Origin of the sequence: Streptococcus sp. SR1, assembly GCF_000526075.1 — a bacterium.
GTDB lineage: Bacteria > Bacillota > Bacilli > Lactobacillales > Streptococcaceae > Streptococcus > Streptococcus halitosis.
The window spans coordinates 112,605-136,857 of record NZ_JATR01000025.1; the positions used below are offsets into that span (position 1 = coordinate 112,605).

The window sequence follows — 24,253 nt, forward strand, 5'->3', positions numbered from 1 at the left end:
CCTATTTTCGTATAGATGAAAGGAGCGAGTATGGAAGTAATACAATTATTGGCTATGTTTCGTGGAACAATTCCAAAAGATAGGGAGAAAATGGACCTATTTCTTCGCTATCAGGCGCAACATTTTGATGAGAAATGGCAGGATTTGGTAGAGAGTTTTTTGGCTGAAGAGGGCAAGATAGAAGAGATACCTCACGTATATTCTTTTGATCAAGATATTGTTTCTTTCCTAGAGGCTAGTTCTGAAAATAATGACCAAGATTTAGAAAGTTACACAAGAAATTTTGGACAAGCGGGTCTAGATAAATTATCTCAATTAAGTAGTTGGGAGAAATACTTGGTGCTAGAAGTCGCGACCTATAATCTTTCCACTCGATTTTACATTCAATCTGAAAAAGAGAAGCTAGAACAACTAAGTGAGCTTATCTTTCATCAGAATCAGGATGTCAATTTGGTCAATGTCTATCGGGTTGCGAATAATCTATCTGACCGTATTAGTAGAGATATAGAGGAATTTCTTCTAATGGTTGACTTAAAAGAACTAAAAAAAGAGGTTCTTGAGATTCATTTTGAAGAAAAAGAGGGAGATGTTCTAGCCTATTTGGGTTCAGAATTAATGGCTACTTTAGATACCGTTACGGATCTTGTCCATCATGAAGAAAACTACCAACAACTCCCACTGACACAAAAGCTGAAGATTATTACTCACTTTGATGATGTAAAAGCTAAAATCGAAAAGTCTAAGCAAGTAGCGGAAGCGGTCTTACCTTTAGATAATATTGACAAGGTAGAAGAAAATGTGGAAGTTCATTCCCTATCTAAAGTAGATAAAATTGTAGAAGAAGCTTTGAGGGAATATCCAATCGATTCACAAGTAAGTTATAAAGGACAAGTATTTCAGTTGGTTTCGATTGAAAATGCACAGTTAAATGACTTAGTTCGATTAGAGTTATTCAATGATTCCAACCAGTTATTTGAAGAGAATCCTATCTTATACTTGAACAGTTTGGAAGAGATTAAACAAGTATTGTCTCTCGTAGAACTTGAAAAAGAAGATTCAGAGATTGAGATGGAATCACCAAGTGAAAGCCAGGAAATAGATTTGTTTTCCTATCTGGAAGAAGAAAATGAAAAAGATAAGGATAAGGAAACAGAAACGCTTATTGTAGGCATAGAAGAGACGGATGTCCCTGTTCTAGATTTTGTTTTTCCAGATGATTTAGAGGACTTTTATCCTAAGACAAATCGAGAAAAAATTGAAACGAATATCGCCGCAATTGAACTTGTTAAAAGATTAGAAAAAGAGGGACGACAAGCGAATCCAGAAGAACAAGAACTACTAGCCAAGTATGTCGGATGGGGTGGCCTTGCCAATGAATTTTTTGATGAACTCAATCCAAAGTATGAAACAGAACGTTTAACTCTCAAGAGTTTAGTAAGTAAATCAGAATACTCGACCATGAAACAAAGTTCTCTCACAGCCTATTATACAGACCCAATGATTATTCGCCAGATTTGGCAAAAATTACTGGATGATGGTTTTGAGGGAGGGAGGATATTAGATCCTTCTATGGGGACTGGGAACTTCTTTGCGGCGATGCCTAGAAGTATACGAGAGAAATCAGAACTCTATGGGGTTGAATTAGACAGTGTGACAGGCGAAATCGCAAAACAACTCCACCCCAATACCCATATTGAAGTGCGAGGATTTGAAGAAGTTCCCTATCAAAATAATAGTTTTGATTTAATCTTAACGAATGTTCCATTTGGAAATTTCCGCATTGCCGATAAAAACTATGATAAACCTTATATGATTCACGACTACTTTGTCAAACACTCACTTGATTTAGTAAGAGACGGAGGACAAGTGTCGATTATCTCATCTATCGGGACAATGGATAAGCGGACAGATAATGTCTTACAAGAGATTAAAACCAACACTCATTTTTTAGGGGGAGTTCGTTTGCCGGACACGGCTTTTAAAAAGATTGCAGGTACTCGAGTGACCACAGACCTCCTCTTCTTTCAAAAGGATCAAGCAAAGAATCTTAATGAAGATGAGCTTGTCTTTAGTGGCTCTATTCCCTTTGAGGAGGATAAGCGTGTCTGGATCAATCCTTATTTTGATGGGAAATACAACACACAAGTTTTGGGTGAATATGAGGTACGTAATTTTAATGGAGGAACCCTCAATGTTAAGGGGGTATCAGAAACATTAGCTGCTGAAATAATGAAAGCATTTGAGAATGTGGAAGCACCTAAACAAATTGACAATTCTTTGAAAGCACCTGTTTTTATCCAAGAAGAAGTGGATAATTCTATCCCAAGTCGTATACGTGAGGACTTAGCGCTCTTTTCTTTTGGATATGAGGGAAATCAAATTTATTACCGAGATACGCATGGCATTCGGAAAAGTTCAAAAGTAGACGAAATTAGTTATTATGTAGATGAGAAGGGAGATTTTAAAGCTTGGGACAGTTCTTTGTCTGAACATAAAATAGACCGATTCGTGCAACTTCATTTGACAGATGAGGAAGCACTAGATGTTTACAAGTCAGAAGAAGCGAGTAAAAGGGGGAAATATAAGGGACTGTTCAAAAAAACTGTCTTTTATGAAAGTCCCTTATCGGATAAGGATATTAGTCGCATTAAGGGCATGGTTGATTTGAGAGAGACCTATCAATCCTTAATTGAAATTCAACGTCATCAAGATTATAGTCGGACAGATTTTCAGCTATTACTTAGTAAACTCAATCATGACTATGACCGCTTTGTAAGTCAATTTGGATACTTGAATGCCTCAGTCAATCGGAACTTATTTGATAGTGACGATAAGTATTCTTTACTAGCAAGTTTAGAAGATGAATACATTGATTCTAAAGATCAGAAAGTAAAATATAAAAAATCTTTAGCCTTTGAGAAAGCATTGGTTAGGCCAGAGAGAGTGATTGCAAGAGTTTCAACGGCTCTAGATGCCTTAAACTCTAGTTTATCGGATGGTAGAGGGGTTGATTTAGACTATATGGTATCAATTTACCCTGAACATAGCCAAGCTGCTATTTTAGATGAGTTAGGTGACCAGGTTTTAATGGATCCAGAAAGCTATTTAAGAGGGGAAAGAAAATATCTTTCTAAGAACCAGTTTTTGTCAGGAGATATTCTCAACAAGATAGAAGTAGTTCAACTATTAGTGGAGGAAAACAATCAAGAATGTGACTGGTCTCATGCTTTAGATTTGTTAGAATCTGTTCGTCCTCCACGGATTCATCTGGCAGATATTGAGTTTAAAATAGGGTCACGTTGGATTCCTCAATCCGTTTATGGTAAATTTGCCTTTGAATGTTTTACCAATCGTGAATTTGAATTGTCTTCGCCTGATGTTGAACAAGTCATTGAAGTGAATCCTGTCGATGGCCAGGTTCATTTAAGGACATCATTTGCTTATCGCTATCCAAGTGCCAAAGATAGTAGTCTTGGAGTCAGTGGGTCACGTTATGATACAGGAAGAAAGATTTTTGAGAATTTACTAAATTCAAACCAACCGACGATTACTATGACTGTTACGGAAGGAGAAAAGAAAAAGACTATCACAGATTTGGAAAAAACCTCTGTTCTAAGAGCAAAAGAGCAGCATTTACAAGAGCTCTTTCAAGACTTTGTCTCACGGTATCCAGAAGTCCAACAAGTCATTGAGGAAAGCTACAATCGTCTTTATAATCGAACAGTTAGTCGAGAGTATGACGGTAGCCATCTAGTCATTGATGGCTTGGCACAAAACATCAGTCTTCGTCCTCACCAAGAGAATGCCATTCAAAGAATCGTAGAAGAAAAAAGAGCCTTGTTAGCTCATGAGGTAGGTTCAGGAAAGACCTTGACCATGCTTGGTGCTGGGTTTAAATTAAAGGAGTTGGGGATGGTTCATAAGCCCTTGTATGTAGTACCTTCTAGTTTGTCCGCTCAATTTGGCCAAGAAATCATGAAATTTTTCCCTACCAAAAAAGTCTTTGTGACCACTAAGAAAGATTTTGTGAAGGCGAGAAGAAAACAATTTGTATCACGCATTATTACAGGAGATTACGATGCCATTGTCATTGGGGATTCTCAATTTGAAAAAATTCCTGTCAGTAAGGAAAGACAGATGAATTATATCGAGGATAAACTTAATGAACTACGAGAGATTAAAACACATTCTGAAAATAAGTATACTGTCAAAGAAGCAGAGCAATCAATAAGTGGTCTAGAGAAACAATTGGAAGAACTCCAACGCTTTAATCGTGATAGTTTTATTGATTTTGAGAACTTAGGAATTGATTTTCTCTTTGTGGATGAAGCACATCACTTTAAAAATATTCGTCCAATTACTGGACTTGGGAATGTAGCAGGGATTACTAATACAACTTCTAAGAAGAATGTGGATATGGAAATGAAGGTTCGACAGATTCAGGAAGAACATGATTTTAAAAACATTGTCTTTGCGACAGGAACACCTGTTTCCAATTCTATTAGTGAGTTATATACTATGATGAACTACATTCAACCAGATATCTTAAAACGCTATCAAGTTGATTATTTTGACTCTTGGGTAGGTGCTTTTGGAGAAATTCAAAACTCTATGGAATTAGCTCCTACAGGGGATAAGTACCAACCTAAGAAACGATTTAAAAAGTTTGTCAATCTACCTGAGTTGATGAAAATCTATAAAGAAACAGCTGACATTCAAACACAAGATATGTTGGATTTACCTGTTCCAGAAGCCCATATTATCCCTATTGAGAGTGAGTTAACTGAAAACCAGAAACTCTATTTAGAAGAATTAGTTATGAGGTCAGATATGGTCAAATGTGGAACAGTTGATCCGAGTCAGGATAACATGTTAAAAATTACGGGTGAGGCACGAAAACTAGCAATTGATATGCGTTTATTGGACTCTAGTTATAGTCTAGCAGACAATCATAAACTGCTTCAGGTAGTGGATAATGTTGAAAGAATTTATCGTGATGGAATGGAAAATAAGGCTACTCAGATGATTTTTTCAGATATTGGAACACCTAAGAAAAAGGATAATGGCTTTGATGTCTATTCTGAAATAAAGTCTTTATTAGTGGATAGAGGAATCCCTAGTAAGGAAATTGCCTTTGTACATGATGCCAATAGTGATGAAAAGAAGAATAGTTTGTCTCGAAAGGTCAATGCAGGAGAGGTGCGGATTCTCCTTGCCTCAACTGAAAAAGGAGGAACAGGTTTAAATGTTCAGAGCAAGATGAAAGCAGTACACCACCTGGATGTACCGTGGAGACCAAGTGACATTCAGCAACGTAATGGACGTATTATCCGACAAGGAAATGAAAACAAGGAAGTGGATATTTACCACTATATTACCAAAGGTTCATTTGATAATTATCTTTGGGCAACTCAGGAGAACAAACTCCGTTATATTAAGCAGATTATGACTTCTAAGGAGCCGATTCGTGCTGCAGAAGACATTGATGAGCAGACCATGACAGCTTCTGATTTTAAGGCACTAGCAACAGGTAATCCTTATCTCAAATATAAGATGGAACTAGAGAATGATCTAACTCTATTAGAAAATCAAAGACGCGCCTTTCAACGTAGCAAGGATCACTATCGTCATACAATCTCCTACTGTGAAGAAAATATGCCCATTCTTGAGAAACGATTAAGTAAGTATGAAGGCGACATTCAACAGTCTGAAATGTCGAAAGACCAGGCATTTTCTATGACAGTTGGCAAGCAAGCTTTTGAGCAACGAGCTGAAGCAGGGGAATCCCTACACCGTCTTATCCGTCATAATCAAGCTGACAGCAAAGAATTTCGTACCTTAGCAAGCTATCGAGGATTTGACATTAAAATGCTTAGTCTTCCAACAAATCAACCTCTTCCTGAAACCTTCTCTGTTAAGATTGTAGGAGAAAATCAGTATTCTGTCAGTTTAGATTTGTATTCTCCTTTGGGGACAATTCAAAGACTTCAGCATACGATTGATCACATTAAAGAGGACCAAGTGAAAACTCAGAACTTATTGGATGAATTAAAGGATAAATGGACTACTGCTAAGGTAGAAATTGAGAAAAACTTTCCAAAGGAAGAGGATTATCAAACAAAAAAGGCCGAATACGATGTACTTGCGCCATTGATTGAAACAGAAACGGATTTAGATATTATTGATCAGGCCTTAAGACAATTCCACGAAAAAGGAAACGAAAAGCAGGAACAACTTTCTTTTGAATTGGATTAAAAAATAGATACAAATAGCGGACAAGAAATGAAAAGCGCGGTAGAATAAAGATAGAAAGAAACGAGGTAACAATTATGATGGAAGATACCTATTATCAATTAGAAGAGGCTTTGGTACAGGGATTTCAAACACCTGAAGAATACCAAGCCTACAAGGAACTAAAGGAACATTATGAGGAAGTGACAGGCGATTACAGTTTTTCTAAACGAGAACTCACTAGCCAATTGGAAATCACTCTTCAAAATCATCGAGGTGTGGACTTTGAAGAACATGAAAAAGAGGAGTATTTGGACTTAGTTCAAAAATTAGAAGAGTTTGATTCCTCTCTTGCCACCCATTATCGTCAATTGATTGATTAGGAAGGAGAAAGTCATGAATGATTTACTCCTTATCCCAGTAATTTTTTTAGCAGTAGGAGGAATTCTCATTCTTTTATGGAGACTCTTTCTTATTGCCAGTGGACTTTTCCTTATTGGTTTTATCAGTTTTCTTATTTTCGTGGAGGTCTATGGAATTTATTTGTTCTTTACTGAACCGACTTTATACTTTGATGATATCAGACAACATGGTTTAACTAGTTTTACGGCTGTGTACCTTTTCATCAATCTGATGTTGGTTTTAGGATTCAGTTGGCGTTTCATAAACTCCAAAACTAAGGAAAGTATGTAAACTTGTTAGATGGTTAAAAAACTTTATCTGAATCTAAATTCGGATAGGGTTTTTTATTTGCCTTGATTCTTTCATATACTTCATAGCTAAATTGGAGTAATAATTTATGAAAATCATAATCCTCACTATTATTACTTGTATTTATGGCTTGTTTATGGCGTTCAATATGAGAAAGAGCTCTTCTCAAATTTTCTTCTTTTAATTTGTTCATATTTATATTATAAACTGAAGACAGCTAATTTTGATATTTTTCTCTGAACTGTACGATTTTGCGCCTGAAATGTAGGAATCACCTTTCGTTGTGGTGTGATAAAACTTACAAGTCCTTTTTGTTATTCTTGACCTAGTTTTTATAGAAAGAAGGTCTAAGATGTTAAATAAAGTCAAAACTAAAGCCTTAATTAGTGTCGGAGCAGTGGCTGCAACTAGCTTTATTCTCATGATGGGATATACTGCTGGTCAACATTCTACTGCTAAACAAAGTCGCAAAGAAATCGAATTGGTTGCAGCTAAACTTGTAGAGGACAAACAAGCAGAAGATAAAGCCAGCATTTTGTCATCGGATACTGTAAAAGAATTTTTGACGCAGTACTATACGAAAGAAAAGCTCGGAGAAAATAATACACGTATTCAACCTTATATGACTGAATCGGCTTATTCTCAAGAATTGTCAAGTCAAAATGATGCCATGAACCAAGTTTATAAGGACTATATTTTGGATTATCATTTTGAAAAAGCAGATATCTTTGTCAATCAGACTACGAATCAAGCCATTGCCATGGTCTCTTATAATGTAACCTATGTATCTGATTTAAAGAATGCCAACCAATCAAAGACCAATCAGACAGAAACCAGAACGGTTAAGTTGTCTTATTCGAAACTACCAGGTAAGTTATTGGTCAATCAAGTACAGGTTTGGAAATCTGGGTTAGATGATTTGGATAAGGCCACTCCCAAAACTTTGGAAGAATCCTCATCTGTTCCATCACTGCCAAATACTACAACAAAATGATGATATTGCATGGAAATAGAAGAATGTAAGCAAATTTCAATTCTTGATGTAGCCAATCGTTTGGGGATCTCCTTTAAACAAGTTTCGAGCAGTGTCTATGAACATCCTGAACACGATTCATTCCGGATTTTTTCAACTACCAATACTTTTAAATGGTTTTCAAGAGATATTCAAGGTGATGTCATTGATTTTGTTCGACTTGTTAAGGGAATTTCCTTTAAAGAAGCTCTAGCCTTTCTTTCTGAAGAACCTTTTCAAAAAGAAGCTGTTCAAGAAAAAAGAGAGAGACCATTTTATTACCCTTTAAAGAGAATAGAAGATTCTAACTGTAGTCTGGCCAGATATTATTTAACAGAATGTAGAGGAATTTCAGAAGAAATCATACAAAAGATGATTCAACAAGGTTTGATGTCACAAGCCACTTGGAAAACAAATGAAACTGTTGAACCTGTTATTGTTTTTAAAAGCTTTGATCATCGACACAAACTGCAGGCAGCAAGCCTACAAGGGATTTATAAGAATCCCGCTCTTTCTAGAAAGAGGTTAAAAACGATTCTAAAAGGAAGCCATGGACATATTGGAATATCCTTTGACATTGGTAAACCAAATAGACTGGTCTTTTGTGAATCGTTCATCGACTTGATGAGCTATTACGAACTTCATCAACAAAGTCTATCTGATGTTCGTTTGGTATCTATGGAGGGATTAAAAAGGTCCGTTGTTGCTTATCAAACTTTACGACTGATAGCTGAAGAAAATCAGAAGTTGGAATTTTTAGATACAGTAATACCTTCAAAATTATTGCCTTTGATCAATACAATTCGTGATACCACCAGCTATTTTAATAATCATCCTGATTTATTGACCCTGGCAGTAGATTGTGATGATGCAGGTAAAGATTTTTCTGATAAGTTATCTAGATCAGGATTTCCTGTTTTACTGGATTTACCTGATAATGAATCTGGGAAAGAAAAAAGAGACTGGAACGATATTCTTCGAGAAAAGAAATCAGATTTACAATTGATGATCGAGAATGCAAAAGAGACATTGAGGAATCAACCAGTAAGACAAACCTCTCAATGTTTAGAATTGTGATAACAAAATCAAGATGTTTTAGCTAATATTAGAATGAAGGAGGATAGTATATGACCATTATTGAACGCTTAGAAGAAAAGGTCACTAGGCAAGAAAGTAAGGTAGCAAGAGAGACAGAAAAACTCGCTGCTTACAAAGAGCAACTGGAGACAGCGATGTTTGCGACGTTCAAAAGGCGTCAAAGCATTAGTCACATGAGTTTTGAAGAAGCTCTTGACCATGCCTTCGGTAGAGAAAGACAATTCGATGATTCTGAATTTAGAAAGGATAAAATGAGTGAATGACAAAAGATTGGAATTTTAATCAACCATTAGAAAGTAAATCAGAAAATCAAGAAGATCCAGATAAAATTGCGGCCTTATTTGGAAATCATCAAGGAGGTAATGATGTAAATTATGAAGCAGCTTTTCAAAAGCGCAAACAAGCACCTGTGACGGAATCAAATTCTAGTTCTAAACCCAAAGTTACAGAGGTCAGAACAGGAAAAGAGACAGATATCACTACAAGTTATCAGCAACATCTTAAAAGGCTGATTGCGGATAACAATAGCGATATTGAAAGTAGTCAAAAGAAAATTGAAGAGCTACATACGTTGATCGACACAAAGAATAAAGACAATAAGAAATTGCAGTCCATTTATGATGCGATTTCCGAATTACACTAAGCAGTCCTAAGAGGCTGCTTTTTTTGAGAGGTTATAGATGTTTACAAAACTTTTTAAGAAAAACCAAGACAATAGTGACGTATTTAAGAAGCTAATTCATAGACTATCTGATATGTCTGTCCAAGATCTTGAAAAAATAGACCGACTGATAGATATCATTTTCACTCCAAATCAAGAATCACAACAACTAAAAACAGAAGCAACTTACAGAGAAGAAACTTTGGAGGACACATTAAAGGAAGCTAAGAATCAACTTCATAAGGAACAATTGGAGAAGAATTTAGAGAGGTTTAGGAAAAATAGTTAATAACGCACCATTTTTGGTGCGTTTTGCTTTTTTATGCTATAATGGAATTATAAAAATAAAGGAGTTTGCCATGATTGGAAAGAACATAAAATCCTTACGTAAAACACATGACTTAACACAACCCGAATTTGCACGGATTGTAGGTATTTCACGAAATAGTCTGAGTCGTTATGAAAATGGAACTAGTTCAGTCTCTACAGAACTAATAGATATCATTTGTCAGAAGTTTAATGTATCTTATGTCGATATTGTAGGAGAAGATAAAATGCTCAATCCTGTTGAAGATTATGAATTGACTTTAAAAATTGAAATTGTGAAAGAAAGAGGTGCTAGTCTATTATCTCGACTCTATCGTTATCAAGATAGTCAGGGAATTAGCATTGATGATGAATCTAATCCTTGGATTTTAATGAGTGATGATCTATCTGATTTGATTCATACGAATATCTATTTAGTAGAAACTTTTGATGAAATAGAGAGGTATAGCGGCTATTTGGATGGAATTGAACGTATGTTAGAGATATCTGAAAAACGGATGGTAGCCTAATGGATATCCAAGATTATACTGATAGTGAATTCAAACATGCTCTAGCACGGAATCTTCGTTCACTGACGAGAGGAAAAAAGTCCAGTAAGCAACCTATAGCGATTTTGCTTGGAGGGCAAAGTGGTGCCGGTAAGACTACAATTCATCGTATTAAACAGAAAGAATTTCAAGGAAATATTGTTATCATAGATGGTGATAGTTTTCGTTCTCAGCATCCACACTATTTAGAACTGCAGCAAGAATATGGCAAAGACAGTGTAGAATACACCAAAGATTTTGCAGGAAAAATGGTAGAGTCTTTAGTAAGAGAATTGAGTCATTTGGGATACAATCTTTTGATTGAGGGAACTTTACGGACAATTGATGTTCCAAAGAAAACAGCAAAACTCTTGAAGAGTGAGGGATATGAAGTACAATTAGCCTTGATTGCGACAAAGCCTAAGCTGTCCTATCTGAGCACTCTTATCCGATACGAAGAACTGTACGCTATCAATCCAAATCAAGCACGCGCAACTCCAAAAGAACATCATGATTTCATTGTAAATCATTTAGTTGATAATACACTGCAATTGGAAGAACTAGCTATCTTTGAAAGAATTAAAATTTACCAACGAGATAGAAGTTGTGTATATGATTCGAGAGAAAATACAACTTCAGCAGCAACCGTTCTTCATGATTTACTATTTGGAGAATGGAATCAAGTGGAGAAAGAGATGCTTAAATCTGGAGAAGAAAGATTGAAAGATTTAACTAATCGAAATGGTTGTTAGAGTTAGAATTTTAAAATAAAGTCTATTGGATCGTCAATTAAAAAATAACGATCCTTTTTTATATTCTCTATTTGCTTGCTCTTCATCTTTTTTTAAAAGTTATATTCTTTCTTCAGTGATGATTTCTTAACAATATAAGTACGAATTCAGCATAGTTTATGATTAATTTAAATCTAGGTGCTTATTAAACTCTTGATTTTTTCAATTAGCTATGGTATTCTTTTGTTAGCTAATAAACTTACAAAGGAGAAAAGATGTTTTCACCTACTAAATTAAAAGAAAAAAGAGAAAGCCAAGGATTGTCTCAATCTCAACTTGCCTCTAGTTTGGGAATTAGTAGAGCCTCATACTTTAATTGGGAAGCGGGTAAAACAAAACCTAATCAAAACAATCTAAGTAGGTTGAGCCAGATTTTAAATGTAGACCCTCGATATTTTGAATCAGAGTATGAAATAGTTGAAACCTATCTCAAGCTAACTAAAAAGAATCAAAAAGCAACACTTCATTATGCTACAGAACTGTTGAACAAACAGAATGCGAAGGTTGTAGACATTCCTGAGCGTTTTGCTTATAAAGTTTACGAAAAATTATCAGCTGGTACAGGAACAGCTTATTTTGATGATGGTAATTACGATACAGTTTATTTTAATCATCAATTTGATTATGACTTTGCATCATGGGTGTTTGGAAATTCAATGGAACCGACATATGAAAATGGTTCTGTAGCCCTTATTAAGCAAACTGGATTTGATTATGACGGGGCTATCTATGCCATAGATTGGGATGGTCAAACCTATATTAAGAAAGTGTATCGTGAAGAAAATGGGCTTCGTTTAGTTTCACTCAATCGGAACTATTCAGATAAGTTTGCGCCTTATGATGAGAATCCTCGCATTATAGGGAAAATAGTTGGGAACTTTATGCCTTTAGAGGACTAAGTATGAGTTGGTTTGATTATAGTCTCGAACCTCAAAGTGACATTGCCTTTATTGATATGAAATCTTTTTACGCAAGTGTAGAATGTGTAGATAGAGGATTACACCCACTTAAGACTTCGCTTTGTGTTATGAGTCGTGCAGATAATTCTGCTGGTTTAATTCTTGCATCCTCTCCTATGTTTAAAAAGGTCTTTGGGAAATCAAATGTTGGACGTTCCTATGATTTACCATTTGATGTAAAGACTCGCAAATTCTCTTACTATAATGCTAGAAAGCAAGGTTTACCGACAACAATAGACTATGTCCATTATATAGAAGAATGGGCAAAATCAACAGTGATTGTTCCTCCGAGAATGGATACTTATATTGCTGTCAATATGGATATTCAAAAAATCTTTCAAGATTTTGCAGCACTAGACGATATTTATCCCTATTCAATTGATGAAGGATTTATTGATTTAACAAGTTCATTAAATTATTTTGTACCTGATAAAAGTATTAGTAGGAAAGATAAATTAGATATTATTTCGGCTGCTATTCAAAAAAAGATTTGGAGAAAAACTGGAATCTATTCAACTGTAGGCATGTCTAATTCCAATCCCTTATTAGCTAAGTTAGCACTAGATAATGAAGCTAAAAAAACTCCGACAATGAGAGCCAATTGGTCCTATGAGGATGTCGAAAAGAAAGTATGGACTATTCCTAAAATGACAGATTTCTGGGGAATTGGAAATCGAATGGAGAAGAGATTGCATAATCTAAGTATCTTTTCGATTAAAGAATTGGCACAGGCTAATCCTGACTTGATTAAAAAAGAGCTTGGCATCATGGGATTAGAGTTATGGTTTCATGCTAATGGGATTGATGAAAGTAATGTTCATAAACCTTATAAGCCGAAGTCAAAAGGGATAGGGAACTCGCAAGTTTTACCTAGAGATTATGTAAAGCAAAGAGATATTGAAATTATACTTCGTGAAATGGCAGAACAAGTTGCGGTTAGATTGAGAAGAGCAGGTAAAAAAGCAACAGTCGTTTCTATACACTTAGGCTACTCTAAAGTGGAACAGAAACGATCTATTCATACTCAAATGAAGATTGAGCCGACCAATCAAACAGCACTACTTACAAACTACGTTTTAAAGTTATTTCATACTAAATATACTTCAGGAGCTATTAGGAATGTTGCGGTTAATTATTCTGGTTTAGTAGATGAATCCTTTGGGTTTATTTCATTGTTTGATAATATTGAGAAAATAGAAAAAGAAGAAAGGCTCCAGTCCGCAATTGATGCTATTCGAACAGAATTTGGTTTTACTTCACTATTGAAAGGAAATGCCCTGGATCAGGCTTCTAGAACAATTGCAAGAAGTAAACTCATTGGTGGTCATTCAGCTGGAGGATTAGATGGGTTAAAATGATGAATCGGTCTTATTTGCCGTTTTTATCTGCAAGAGAGTATCAAGATCGTGGGATGGCTAAGTGGATGGGATTCTTTTTGTCAGAACATTCAAGTTCTCTTTGGGAAGAAAAAAATAAAGAAGATGTCTCAATTACTTTATCAATGGAAGAGAAAGTTTTACTTGTTCGTCAACTTTATACGAATACATTCCCTGCAACGTTTATTTTGAAGCACTCAAATAGAAGAAAAGTAGTATCGGGTATTGTTAAAGAAATTGGGAAAGAGTTTATATCTATAAAATCAGACATTGGATTTCTTCGATTAGAATGGTTAGATATACTTGATATCCAGATAGAAGGTGAGGGGTTACATGAATCGTAAAGAATTATATGACGATAAATTGCAGCTGGACTATTTTTCTGATTCTTATTTAAGGTTTGAGTCAGATTTTTATAAGTATTCTGCTTTAGACATACCATTAACATTTATTACCGATGATATTTTACGTACAATGGCTATGTCTCAAAAACATTATTTTAAACTAAACAAAAGTAAATCTTTAGACTGTCGGGACCATTACTTTGTTTTTTCTATCAAGATGAATAAAGATAGTAGTGGGATTAGGCAGTATGAATATCAGAGACATTGCTTTAGTTTATGAAAATTATTGAACAATTGAAAACAAAAATCAATAGATAAAATTAAAGATTAATAAAATAATTTTAATTGTGAAACAAGAAATATAGTAGTTGAATAAATAAATTAAAAAATATCACGACTGTTTTAATACTATAATTAAAAACTATATCATACTAATATTGACAACATCCAAAGAATAATAGGAGGTGATGAATTAACTATTTCGTTTGACATGATTATAAAGGAAAAATTAGGACTCCAAGTAATTCTATAACAATACTGGAGGCTGGGTAAAACTCAATTTAAAGAAAAAATGAAGTAAATCTTTCCACAAGAATGCATATTATTAAGGTTTTAGATACCTGATAATATGCGTTTTTTGATTTTAAAGACTTTTTACCAATCGTTCTTTTTATGTGACTATTAGTCCGTCTCGCTCCGCTAGGTGTGAGACGGACTAATAGTCACATAGTGAAAGCCAGCGTCTTAAGACGCTAGCTGGTAATCTGAACTTATAGCTCTGGTACAGACCACCTGTTTGATGGGTGATCATGATTTTAAATTATAATTAAAAGATTACGACTTTTATTAAATAGAATTTAGTGATAATTTAGAAGATTTTATCTTTGAAACAATGAAACTATTATCTCAAACTAGAAATGTTTGGAATATTAATGGTGTATAGTTTGGATATATAATTCATTAGATGATTGCGTTTTCAAAAATATTGTCTTTTGTTGTGTTATTTCTTGACAATTCAAATTTTAAAATATATTATAAAGATAATGACAGCGGTGTCATTTTATCAATTTTAAGAAAAGTAATAATAAATTGTAAATAAATAAAAATATTGGAGGTCTTTATGAAACACATTTTTCATAATGAAGTATTTAGCATTCGTAAATTGAAAGTTGGAACATGCTCAGTTTTATTGGCTATTTCAATTTTGGGAAGCCAAAGTATTTTAGCTGATGAAGTTGGCACTACTACACCACAGATTGATACAAAAGAGATTTCTAATGTAACTACTAATGATTTAGGTTACTCTCAAAATATTTCTAATAATGATTCTATTGGAAGTATCGATACTAATTCATCTACTAATAATTTAGATAGTTTGTCAAGTGTTAATCGTGATAACTCTAAAGATACTATTCATTCTGATTCACAAGATAATAAAACAGTTGAATCTATAGAAAAATCTAATAATGAAAGTAAGAACAATAAAGAAGATATTGTAAATGATAGCACTATAAAAAAAGATTTTGAAAAAATTGCTTTAAATGTAAAAGATTATGGTGCAGTAGGCGATGGGGTTAATGATGACCGACAAGCAATTCAGGATACAATAGATGCAGCTGCTAAAGGATTAGGTGGAGGGAAAGTATATTTTCCTGAGGGGACTTATTTAGTTAAAGAGATTGTCTTTTTGAGAAGTCATACACACCTAGAAGTACATGAAAAAGCTACCATATTAAATGGTATCAATATCAAAAATCATCCTTCTATTGTATTCATGACAGGTTTATTTACGGATGATGGTGCGCAAGTAGAATGGGCCCCAACAGAAGATATTAGTTATTCTGGTGGTACTATTGATATGAACGGTGCTTTGAATGAAGAAGGAACTAAAGCAAAAAATCTACCACTTATAAATTCTTCAGGTGCATTTGCTATTGGGAATTCAAATAACGTAACTATAAAAAATGTAACATTCAAGGATAGTTATCAAGGGCATGCTATTCAAATTGCAGGTTCGAAAAATGTATTAGTCGATAATTCTCGTTTTCTTGGTCAAGCTTTACCTAAAACTATGAAAGATGGGCAAATTATAAGTAAGGAGAGTATTCAGATTGAACCATTAACTAGAAAAGGTTTTCCTTATGCTTTGAATGATGATGGGAAAAAATCTGAAAATGTTACTATTCAAAATTCATATTTTGGTAAAAGTGAAAAATCAGGTGAATTAGTAACTGCAATTGGGACACATTATCAAACTGCAACAACTGAAAATCCTTCAAATATTAAAATTCTAAATAATCATTTTGATAATATGATGTATGCGGGCGTTCGCTTTACAGGATTTACTGATATTTTAATAAAAGGAAATAGGTTTGATAAGAAAACTAAAGAGGAAAGTGAACACTATCGTGAAAATGGTGCTGCTTTAGTTAATGCTTATAGTTATAAAAATGTTAAAGACGTATTAGATCTGAATAAACATGTGACTATTACTGAAAATGTATTTAATATTGCTGATGCTAAAACAAAAGCAATACGTGTTGCAAAAGATAGTGCAGATTATCTTGGAAAAGTAACTGATATTACTGTAACAAAGAATATCATTCATAATAATTCGCAAAATACAGAACAGCCAAATATTGAATTATTAAGAGTCAGCAACAATTTGGTAGTATCTGATAATATCATCTCGGGAGGTAAAGACGGAATCGTAATTGAAGAATCCGCTGGAACTATCACTGTCCTAAATAATCAACTTTCCAATTTAACAGGAAATCATGTTTCTTTACTTAAAACTGATTTTAATGGGACCAGCTCAGACACAAATAATAGTGTCGGTGATTTTAATATTATAACTGAGAATGAAAGTTATAAAATCTTTTCGCAAAATTCAGGTAATCACTCAGACAACCACTCAGATAAGCATGTAGAGGAAATAAAACCTGTAGCTGAAAACAAAAATAATTTAGCTAATAATTACTTAGTAAATAGTGTAGATGATAAAATTGAAAAATCAAATCATGATTCAGGTAATGTAGTAACAGGAGAAATTTCACAAAAACAATATGACGTAACTAATGTTAGTGAAGTAGTTAAGACAAAAAATAATCAACATGCATTACCAAAAACTGGATTAAATAAAATGGTTGAGTTGCTTTTAACTATTATTGGAATTTGCCTTCTATTTGGACAATGGAGTTTAAAACGTCGTTATGAAGATAGATAGAATTTGCTCAATACAAGGTAGTGCTAAAGAGAACGAAGATAGCGTAGATTACAAAAATCAATATTTCTGGATTATAGATGGAGCAACAGATTTATTTAATTCAAAAGACTCTATAGGTTATTCAGTTTCGGAAGTATCTCATCTTATTTCTGAGTGTCTCAAGCAGTATTGTAACGATTCTTTATCATTGAAGAAAATTTTCGAGCTTGCTTTAGATGACGTTAGAAAAATAATAGAGATAGATAAGTGTGAGTTTGATGATTATTACCAGTTACCAACTTTTGCCTTTATTTTTGCGAAATTATCTGGTTTAAAATTAGAATACATAATGATTGGCGATTGTGTTATGATAGTCAACAATCAAGTGATTACAGATCATAGAGTAGATTGTCTTTTTGAGCAAGGAAAATTTGCAATCAAATCTAATGATGAAGCTGATAAAAAGACTATATTACAAAATATTAGGAAGCTAGCTAATAAACCAGATGGATATTGGATAGGTTCACTAGACAAAAGTAGTATAAATCATGTTATCAATGGTAGTTTGGAAGTAACTAGTAATCATATTGTTTTAATGACTGATGGTTTTTACGATTTTTATACTCAAAATTCAGGCTACAATTTTGGAGAGTTAATTGAAATGAGAAAAGAATCTACAAATATTGATCCTATTTATGGTAAAAAAGATGATGCAAGTATTTTGATAATTGATGTTTAAAATAATTTCATCATATGATGAACTATAAAGACAGTTATCTATACGAGTTCTTTATAGTGCAATTGATTATTGAGGTTAGATAATGTTGAGAAAGCATTTTGACAATGAAATTATTGAGTTGTCTAATAATCTAGAAGATATATGGATTTCTATAATAAAAAAATATGAAATTATATTTGATGACTTAACCGAAGTTCAAAAACAAAGTATTATAGATAATGATTTAGTTATTAATGAAGCAGTTGTTACAATAGATATGAAAGGTATTGAACTCATCTGTTTACAACATCCTGTTTCTGTTGATTTGAGAAGAATTATAACTATAGTAAAATTATCCACAGATATTGAACGTATTGGTGATCGAATCATTGAAATAGTTAAGAATTTAAAAAATATTCATACAATGCATGAATGGGGACCATTATTTTATGAAATGCTAAAAATACATTTTATTATAGGGGATCACTTAAAGAAAACTCTAACATGGTATAAGAATAGAAACTATGAACCTGACGTATATGACTATAATAAAAAATGTAAGTTGATATCTGGTCTATGTCAAAAACTAGGAGACAAAGTAGTAGAGAACTTTCTTATTGAATTCTCAAATGTTGATGAAGCTATTGTATTTTTAGAAGTTATTAATATTCTTGATAAGATATCCCATACAACACAATCTATTTATAAATGGTTAGATTATCAGGAAATTGGAGTATTATAGTTAAAGAGGAGTATATATGCAGACAATAGTAGATAATTTTGCTAATAAAATTATTGAATATGGAATTTATAAATCGATGGACCAAATATATATAAAAAATAGAATATTGGCTTTAATCGGTGAAGAAGGAACTGATAAGATTTCAAATGAGAGTGATCTTAAAAAATTAAAAGACAATTTAGTAGAAATAGCTTTAAAGAATGGTAAAATTGCTGATTTAGCTGAGGCAAAGGAATGTTTAGGTGCAGAGCTGATGAATTTTATCGTTCCATTACCAAGTCGCCTTAATGATATTTTTTGGAGTTCATATGATGTTTCGCCACAGGAAGCAGTTGAAGAGTTCTATCAGTTAAGTAAAGATAGCGACTATATTAAATTGTCAGCTATCGCTAAAAATATAGCTTTTCATACTGAAACTAATTATGGTTCACTTGAAATTACAATCAATTTATCAAAACCGGAAAAAGATCCGAAAACAATCGCGGCAGAGAAATTGGTAAAGTCATCTAATTATCCAAAATGTTTACTTTGTATGGAAAATGAAGGTTATCAGGGGAGAATAAATTATCCAGCACGTGCAAATCATAGAATTATTCGGTTGGAACTGGGAGACGAAGTATGGGGTTTCCAGTATTCCCCATACTCATATTTTAATGAGCATGCGATATTCTTGAATAGTCAACATGTACCAATGGCTATTACGTCCAAAACATTTGAACAATTATTGGAGATTGTTGATATTTTACCAGGGTATTTTGCTGGTTCAAATTCTGATCTTCCTATCTCAGGAGGTTCTATTCTTAGTCATAATCACTACCAGGGAGGAAAACATATTTTCCCAATGGAAAAAGCAAAATTTGAGAGAGAATTTCTTTTTAAAGACTTTGAGGATGTTAAAGCAGGTATTGTAAAATGGCCGATGTCAGTGATTAGGCTACAAGGTGAAAATAAAAATCGTTTGGTAGAATTAGCTACTAAAATACTAAATATCTGGAGAGAATATTCAGATTTAGAAGTAGACATCATTGCTAAGACTGAAGATATTCCACACCATACGGTGACTCCTATTGCTCGTAAAGTGGATGGAAGATATGAACTGGATATTGTTCTGAGAGATAACCATACTACTAAACAATACCCAGATGGTGTTTACCACCCTCATCAAGATGTACAACATATTAAAAAGGAAAATATTGGGTTAATCGAAGTGATGGGACTTGCGATTTTACCACCTCGTTTGAAAACAGAGTTAGAAGAAGTTGAGAAATATCTTTTAGGAAAAGATAACGCAATTGCTGATTATCATTTAGAATGGGCCGTTCAATTGAAAGAAAAATATCCTGGACTTAAAGAGGAGGAGGTTCATAGCGTAGTTCAACATGAAGTAGGGCAAGTATTTGCGAGAGTTCTCGAAGATGCAGGTGTTTATAAGAATACTCAAACCGGACATGAAGCATTTATGAGATTTGTTAAATCGGTTGGAATTAATTAGGAGGAAGTAAAAATGGCAATATTGGTAACAGGCGGAGCTGGTTATATTGGTAGCCATACCGCAGTAGAATTACTAAATTTAGGTAAGGAAGTCGTTATTGTCGACAACCTTTCAAACTCAAGCATTTTAGTATTAGATCGTATTGAAGCAATTACAGGGCAACGTCCTGCGTTTTACGAATTAGATGTTTGTGATAAACAAGGATTGAGAAAAGTTTTTGAACAAGAATCTATTGAGGCTGCAATTCATTTTGCAGGATACAAAGCTGTCGGCGAATCCGTGCAAAAGCCTGTAATGTACTACGAAAATAATATTATGAGCACATTAGCTCTTGTTGAAGTGATGTCAGAGTTTAATGTAAAAAAGATTGTGTTTTCATCGAGTGCGACTGTATACGGCGTTCACAATCAGTCTCCCCTTATTGAGACGATGCCGACAAGTGCAACGAATCCGTATGGGTACACAAAAGTGATGCTTGAACAAATTTTAAAAGATGTTCATGTAGCAGATTCAGAGTGGAGTATTGCGTTGCTTCGTTATTTCAATCCGATTGGTGCTCATGATTCGGGGTTGATTGGAGAAGATCCATCAGGAATTCCTAACAACTTAATGCCTTTTATTGCACAAGTAGCGGTAGGTAAGCGACCAGAGCTAAGTGTTTTTGGAGATGATTATGATACGGTAGATGGTACTGGTGTTCGCGATTATATCCATGTAGTGGATTTAGCGATAGGGCATATAAAAGCTTTAGAGAAAGTATCTGAAAAAACAGATGTTTATATTTATAACCTTGGTTCAGGAGAAGGCACAAGTGTATTACAACTTGTAAATACATTTGAAAGTGTCAATAAAGTTCCAATTCCTTATAAAATTGTTCCAAGACGATCAGGAGACGTTGCGACTTGTTATGCAAATGCGGATAAGGCGTATGAGGAATTAAATTGGAAGACTACAAAAACGGTCGAAGACATGTGTAGAGATACATGGAATTGGCAATCAAAAAATCCTAATGGATACAATAAATAATAAAGTTCGAGTAGTCTTGTAATATGTATATAATAAAAAAATAAAAAAAAAATAATGAAAGCGCTTGACAAAGTAAACGATTACATTGTATAATATAAATATGAATGACACCGATGTCAAAAAATAAAAAAGAAGGTCTTTTTATGAAAAACTTAACAAAAATTAAGTTCAAAGAGAACGGGGAATTTAATCATTTCCCGGGGAATACAGTTGTAGCAAATCTTTATACTAATTCAGATTTGATGGAAGTTGTTGATATCATTCAATCACGCTATAGAGAGTTACCATTTATAGATAAATTCACATTAACTCCAAGAGATTCTATTCATATGACTGTAATTGAATTGCTTTGCCATGAAAATCGTGAGCCAGAATTTTGGAGTAGCCATCTACCATTGGATACGCCATTACAAGAAATTCATGATTACTTTGCAAAACAACTAGAAATTTTCCCATTGCTAAACGAAGATATTCATATGCGTGTGACTGAAATGGGAAATCAAAACATTTTAGTAGAACCAGCCGATGAGAAATCAGCTAAACGATTAGAAGAAATTAGAACATATGTTTCTGAAAAAGCAGGTGTTCGATTCCCTAATCATGATCGCTATCAATTCCATATCTCAATTGGATATCTTCGAGTTCCATTAACTGAAGAAGAAAATGAAGAGTTTACTAAAGTGAAAAAGGAATTAACCGAAGTTCTGCTTGAAAAGATTCCTGTCATTACAGTAAATCGTATCGATTACACAGTATTTGAAGATATGAGACGTTTTGTTCCATATTGCGAAAAATTTTAAAATAAAATTATAATTAAAAATAAAAAGGAGATTTCATATGAAAAAATCTAAATTATTATCGTTTTTAGCTGCAGGGGTTGCGGTTACAACATTGGCAGCATGTTCAAGTGGTTCAACTAATTCATCAAATTCTTCGAGCGATACACCTCAATCAGAAGAAAAAGCTGACAAGAGCCAAGAATTAGTAATTTATTCTAACTCTGTTTCAAACGGACGTGGGGATTGGTTAACTGCTAAGGCTAAAGAAGCTGGATTCAATATTAAAATGGTTGACATTCCAGGTGCTCAGTTGGCCGATCGTGTTATTGCTGAAAAAAATAATGCAGTAGCTGATATGGTATTTGGTATTGGAGCTGTTGATTCAAATAAAATTAGAGATCAAAAATTATTGGTACAGTACAAACCTAAATGGTTAGATAAAATTGACCAATCTCTATCAGATAAAGATAACTACTACAATCCTGTAATTGTTCAGCCATTGGTCTTGATTGGCGCTCCTGATGTTACTGAAATGCCTAAAGATTGGACTGAGTTAGGCAGCAAATATAAAGGTAAATATTCAATTTCTGGACTTTCAGGGGGAACAGGGCGTGCGATCTTGGCAAGTATCCTTGTTCGCTATCTCGATGATAAAGGAGAATTAGGCGTTTCTGAAAAAGGTTGGCAAGCAGCTAAAGAATATTTGGAAAATGCGTACACTCTTCAAAAGGGTGAAAGTTCAATTGTTAAAATGTTAGATAAGGATGACCCAATCCAGTACGGTATGATGTGGGGTTCTGGTGCATTAGTTGGACAAAAAGAACAAAATGTTGTATTTAAAGTAATGTCTCCTGAAATTGGTGTTCCGTTTGTAACTGAACAAACAATGATTTTGAATACTAGTAAGAAACAAGCTTTAGCTAAAGAATTTATTGATTGGTTTGGTCAAACAGAAATTCAAGTAGAGTACAGCAAAAACTTTGGTTCTATTCCTGCAAATACTGAGGCAGTGAAAGAGTTACCAGAAGCTACTAAGAAATTTGTTGATCAAGTGAAACCGCAAAATATTGATTGGGAAGCTGTTGGAAAACATTTGGATGAATGGGTTGAAAAAGCTGAACTAGAATATGTAAAATAGGACATAAGTGTAAATTTTAAAATTCCAGGTCTCTCTAAAGTTTCTAAACCTACATGAGAAATTAAGAGAGACTTTTCATTTATAAGTAAAGGAAGTTAGTAATATGATTAAATTTGATAACATTCAAATTAAATACGGTGATTTTATCGCGATTGATAATCTAAATTTAGATATTAAGGAAGGAGAATTCTTTACCTTCCTTGGACCATCTGGATGCGGTAAATCAACAACTTTGAGAGCTTTGGTAGGTTTTTTAGACCCTTCATCTGGAAGCATTGAGGTTAATGGGAAAGATGTTACTCATATGGAGCCAGAAAAACGTGGAATCGGGATCGTATTCCAATCTTACGCACTATTTCCAACAATGACAGTTTTTGATAATATTGCATTCGGTCTAAAGGTTAAAAAAGTTGCTCCAGATGTTATTAAAGCCAAGGTTTCTGCAGTGGCTGCTAAAATTAAGATTTCAGATCAACAATTGCAACGTAACGTTTCAGAATTATCTGGAGGACAACAGCAGCGTGTAGCTTTAGCTCGTGCTCTTGTTCTGGAACCTAAAATCCTATGTTTGGATGAACCCTTGTCAAACCTAGATGCAAAATTACGTGTGGATTTGAGAAAAGAGTTGAAACGTCTTCAAAAAGAATTGGGAATTACGACTCTATATGTTACACATGACCAAGAGGAAGCGTTAACGCTATCTGATAGGATTGCTGTTTTTAATAATGGTTTTATTGAACAAGTGGGAACACCAGTAGAAATTTATCATAATTCTCAAACAGAATTTGTATGTGATTTCATTGGAGACATTAACGTACTTACAGATGAAACTGTTCACGGAATTCTTCTAAATAATGCTCATGTTCTTTTGGAAGATAAAAAAGGTTACATTCGTTTAGAAAAAGTTCGCTTCAAACGTGAAACGGATCAGGATTTTGTCTTAAAAGGTTCAATTATTGATGTGGAATTTTCAGGAGTTACAATTCACTATACTGTTCAGGTATCTGAAAATCAAATTCTTAATGTAACAAGTATCGATAGTCAGTCAGCTATTAGATCTGTCGGAGAAAGTGTGGAATTATTTATCACACCATCAGACGTTCTGCAATTTTAAGG

The 24,253-nt window shown here is 33.9% G+C and carries 23 protein-coding genes; 22 read left to right on the top strand and 1 reads right to left on the bottom strand.

Going from position 1 to position 24,253, the window contains the following annotated elements:
* The first annotated feature begins 30 nt into the window (after window positions 1–30).
* The 3 genes from HMPREF1518_RS09270 to HMPREF1518_RS09280 all read left to right on the top strand — a co-directional run bounded on the left by HMPREF1518_RS09270 (window position 31) and on the right by HMPREF1518_RS09280 (window position 6,924).
* Window positions 31–6,255 (top strand): DEAD/DEAH box helicase family protein, encoded by a 6,225-nt coding sequence (locus HMPREF1518_RS09270; protein WP_197018568.1) that lies wholly within the window; start codon window positions 31–33, stop codon window positions 6,253–6,255.
* 74 nt (window positions 6,256–6,329) lie between these two features.
* On the top strand, window positions 6,330–6,614 hold the full coding sequence (locus HMPREF1518_RS09275; RefSeq protein WP_023916199.1) for a DUF5962 family protein: 285 nt from the start codon (window positions 6,330–6,332) through the stop codon (window positions 6,612–6,614).
* 13 nt (window positions 6,615–6,627) lie between these two features.
* Window positions 6,628–6,924, top strand: coding sequence for a DUF5966 family protein (locus HMPREF1518_RS09280; RefSeq protein ID WP_000998893.1), 297 nt, complete (start codon window positions 6,628–6,630; stop codon window positions 6,922–6,924).
* 13 nt (window positions 6,925–6,937) lie between these two features.
* On the opposite strand, the gene HMPREF1518_RS10780 is transcribed toward HMPREF1518_RS09280, so the two are convergent.
* Window positions 6,938–7,135: a hypothetical protein gene (locus HMPREF1518_RS10780; RefSeq protein WP_081730850.1), complete on the bottom strand. Its 198-nt coding sequence runs from the start codon at window positions 7,133–7,135 to the stop codon at window positions 6,938–6,940.
* Between the two features lie 159 nt (window positions 7,136–7,294).
* Here HMPREF1518_RS10780 and HMPREF1518_RS09285 point away from each other — a divergent pair, with 159 nt between their 5' ends.
* From HMPREF1518_RS09285 to HMPREF1518_RS09380, 19 genes are all read left to right on the top strand, one after another.
* Entirely contained in the window at window positions 7,295–7,936 is a 642-nt protein-coding gene (locus HMPREF1518_RS09285; protein WP_033585709.1) for a hypothetical protein, read from the top strand.
* A 9-nt stretch (window positions 7,937–7,945) separates the two neighbouring features.
* A complete protein-coding gene (locus HMPREF1518_RS09290) occupies window positions 7,946–9,031 on the top strand; it encodes a toprim domain-containing protein (protein ID WP_033585711.1) in 1,086 nt (361 codons plus the stop codon).
* Window positions 9,032–9,081: 50 nt separating this feature from the next.
* A complete protein-coding gene (locus HMPREF1518_RS09295) occupies window positions 9,082–9,315 on the top strand; it encodes a DUF5965 family protein (RefSeq protein ID WP_033585713.1) in 234 nt (77 codons plus the stop codon).
* Window positions 9,312–9,695: a DUF5945 family protein gene (locus HMPREF1518_RS09300; protein ID WP_001845547.1), complete on the top strand. Its 384-nt coding sequence runs from the start codon at window positions 9,312–9,314 to the stop codon at window positions 9,693–9,695. Before HMPREF1518_RS09295 ends, HMPREF1518_RS09300 begins: the two co-directional genes overlap by 4 nt.
* Window positions 9,696–9,732: 37 nt before the next feature.
* Window positions 9,733–10,002: a hypothetical protein gene (locus HMPREF1518_RS09305; protein ID WP_033585715.1), complete on the top strand. Its 270-nt coding sequence runs from the start codon at window positions 9,733–9,735 to the stop codon at window positions 10,000–10,002.
* Between the two features lie 70 nt (window positions 10,003–10,072).
* Window positions 10,073–10,549, top strand: a complete 477-nt coding sequence (gene pezA / locus HMPREF1518_RS09310) for a type II toxin-antitoxin system antitoxin PezA (protein ID WP_033585717.1) — start codon at window positions 10,073–10,075, stop codon at window positions 10,547–10,549.
* On the top strand, window positions 10,549–11,319 hold the full coding sequence (gene pezT / locus HMPREF1518_RS09315; protein ID WP_033585719.1) for a type II toxin-antitoxin system toxin PezT: 771 nt from the start codon (window positions 10,549–10,551) through the stop codon (window positions 11,317–11,319). The genes pezA and pezT overlap by 1 nt, the downstream gene beginning before the upstream one ends.
* Window positions 11,320–11,573: 254 nt before the next feature.
* The gene (locus tag HMPREF1518_RS09320) at window positions 11,574–12,257 is read left to right on the top strand and encodes a LexA family transcriptional regulator (RefSeq protein WP_033585721.1); all 684 of its coding nucleotides are present in this window, start codon (window positions 11,574–11,576) and stop codon (window positions 12,255–12,257) included.
* A 2-nt stretch (window positions 12,258–12,259) separates the two neighbouring features.
* Complete coding sequence (locus HMPREF1518_RS09325; RefSeq protein ID WP_033585723.1) at window positions 12,260–13,675, top strand: Y-family DNA polymerase; 1,416 nt, start codon at window positions 12,260–12,262, stop codon at window positions 13,673–13,675.
* Window positions 13,672–14,037, top strand: coding sequence for a hypothetical protein (locus HMPREF1518_RS09330; RefSeq protein WP_003042877.1), 366 nt, complete (start codon window positions 13,672–13,674; stop codon window positions 14,035–14,037). Before HMPREF1518_RS09325 ends, HMPREF1518_RS09330 begins: the two co-directional genes overlap by 4 nt.
* Window positions 14,027–14,317: a DUF5960 family protein gene (locus tag HMPREF1518_RS09335; protein ID WP_033585725.1), complete on the top strand. Its 291-nt coding sequence runs from the start codon at window positions 14,027–14,029 to the stop codon at window positions 14,315–14,317. The genes HMPREF1518_RS09330 and HMPREF1518_RS09335 overlap by 11 nt, the downstream gene beginning before the upstream one ends.
* An 840-nt stretch (window positions 14,318–15,157) precedes the next feature.
* The gene (locus HMPREF1518_RS09340) at window positions 15,158–17,263 is read left to right on the top strand and encodes a glycosyl hydrolase family 28-related protein (protein WP_033585726.1); all 2,106 of its coding nucleotides are present in this window, start codon (window positions 15,158–15,160) and stop codon (window positions 17,261–17,263) included.
* Complete coding sequence (locus tag HMPREF1518_RS10785; RefSeq protein WP_081730851.1) at window positions 17,250–17,981, top strand: protein phosphatase 2C domain-containing protein; 732 nt, start codon at window positions 17,250–17,252, stop codon at window positions 17,979–17,981. Before HMPREF1518_RS09340 ends, HMPREF1518_RS10785 begins: the two co-directional genes overlap by 14 nt.
* Before the next feature lie 82 nt (window positions 17,982–18,063).
* Window positions 18,064–18,702, top strand: a complete 639-nt coding sequence (locus tag HMPREF1518_RS09355; protein ID WP_033585727.1) for a phosphate signaling complex PhoU family protein — start codon at window positions 18,064–18,066, stop codon at window positions 18,700–18,702.
* Window positions 18,703–18,718: 16 nt separating this feature from the next.
* Window positions 18,719–20,194, top strand: a complete 1,476-nt coding sequence (gene galT / locus HMPREF1518_RS09360; RefSeq protein ID WP_033585728.1) for a UDP-glucose--hexose-1-phosphate uridylyltransferase — start codon at window positions 18,719–18,721, stop codon at window positions 20,192–20,194.
* A gap of 12 nt (window positions 20,195–20,206) precedes the next feature.
* The gene (gene galE / locus HMPREF1518_RS09365) at window positions 20,207–21,220 is read left to right on the top strand and encodes a UDP-glucose 4-epimerase GalE (RefSeq protein ID WP_033585729.1); all 1,014 of its coding nucleotides are present in this window, start codon (window positions 20,207–20,209) and stop codon (window positions 21,218–21,220) included.
* A gap of 143 nt (window positions 21,221–21,363) precedes the next feature.
* Window positions 21,364–22,020: a DUF1868 domain-containing protein gene (locus tag HMPREF1518_RS09370; protein WP_000793817.1), complete on the top strand. Its 657-nt coding sequence runs from the start codon at window positions 21,364–21,366 to the stop codon at window positions 22,018–22,020.
* A 37-nt stretch (window positions 22,021–22,057) separates the two neighbouring features.
* Window positions 22,058–23,137 carry an extracellular solute-binding protein gene (locus tag HMPREF1518_RS09375; protein ID WP_033585730.1) on the top strand — a complete coding sequence of 360 codons (1,080 nt, stop codon included), beginning with the start codon at window positions 22,058–22,060 and terminating at the stop codon, window positions 23,135–23,137.
* Between the two features lie 103 nt (window positions 23,138–23,240).
* The gene (locus tag HMPREF1518_RS09380) at window positions 23,241–24,251 is read left to right on the top strand and encodes an ABC transporter ATP-binding protein (RefSeq protein ID WP_000589129.1); all 1,011 of its coding nucleotides are present in this window, start codon (window positions 23,241–23,243) and stop codon (window positions 24,249–24,251) included.
* The last annotated feature ends 2 nt before the right edge of the window (window positions 24,252–24,253 follow it).